A 584-nucleotide genomic window follows, 5' to 3' on the forward strand; every position below is an offset into this window, starting at 1 on the left:
ACTTCAAACATCATAAATTTTAGCGAGGTGTCAAAACCTCGCTATTGTATTTTTTAAAGATGACCAAAAACACGCAGTGTTTTTGTCGGATGACAGTAGGAAGAAATTATAATTCTCCTTAACATTAGAGTATTCATCAATTGACTTTTCATTTCCCAGGAGTATAGCTTTGAAAGCCGTGGCGTTCCGGTCAGTTTGCTTTAGCTTGAGTTTGTAGCTTTCTTTTTGGACGTATTGATTGACCAAAAACATATTGTAAAGCTTCTCCGATTCTTGGGGGGATAAATTTTCTTTGGCAAACCGGTAAAGCGCAGCAATCAAGATATTGATGGTAGTCAGCCTTTGCTGACCATCGATAATCACCAATTCCTTTACCTCATCGCTTGTACTATAGACTCCATCGTGGATAAAAACAATGCTACCGACAAAATGGGAAACCCTCTTTTCATCTACTACTTGGATAATATCCTTCAACAATTCCCGACACTCAGTAATGGTCCAATCGTAATTCCGCTGATAAATCGGAATAACAAACTGCACGTCAGGAGATTTTAAAAATTTGACTATTTGGAGTTCGTTGGCTT

The 584-nt window shown here is 38.0% G+C and carries 1 protein-coding gene; it reads right to left on the minus strand.

Translation table 11 applies throughout. From position 1 onward, the window contains the following. Nucleotides 1-30 precede the first annotated feature (30 nt). A partial coding sequence (locus IAQ59_RS22120) for a DUF262 domain-containing protein (protein WP_209333024.1) occupies nt 31-584 on the minus strand: 554 nt, incomplete at its 5' end.

Origin of the sequence: Lunatimonas salinarum (assembly GCF_017811155.1) — a bacterium.
GTDB classification, from domain to species: Bacteria; Bacteroidota; Bacteroidia; order Cytophagales; family Cyclobacteriaceae; genus Lunatimonas; species Lunatimonas salinarum.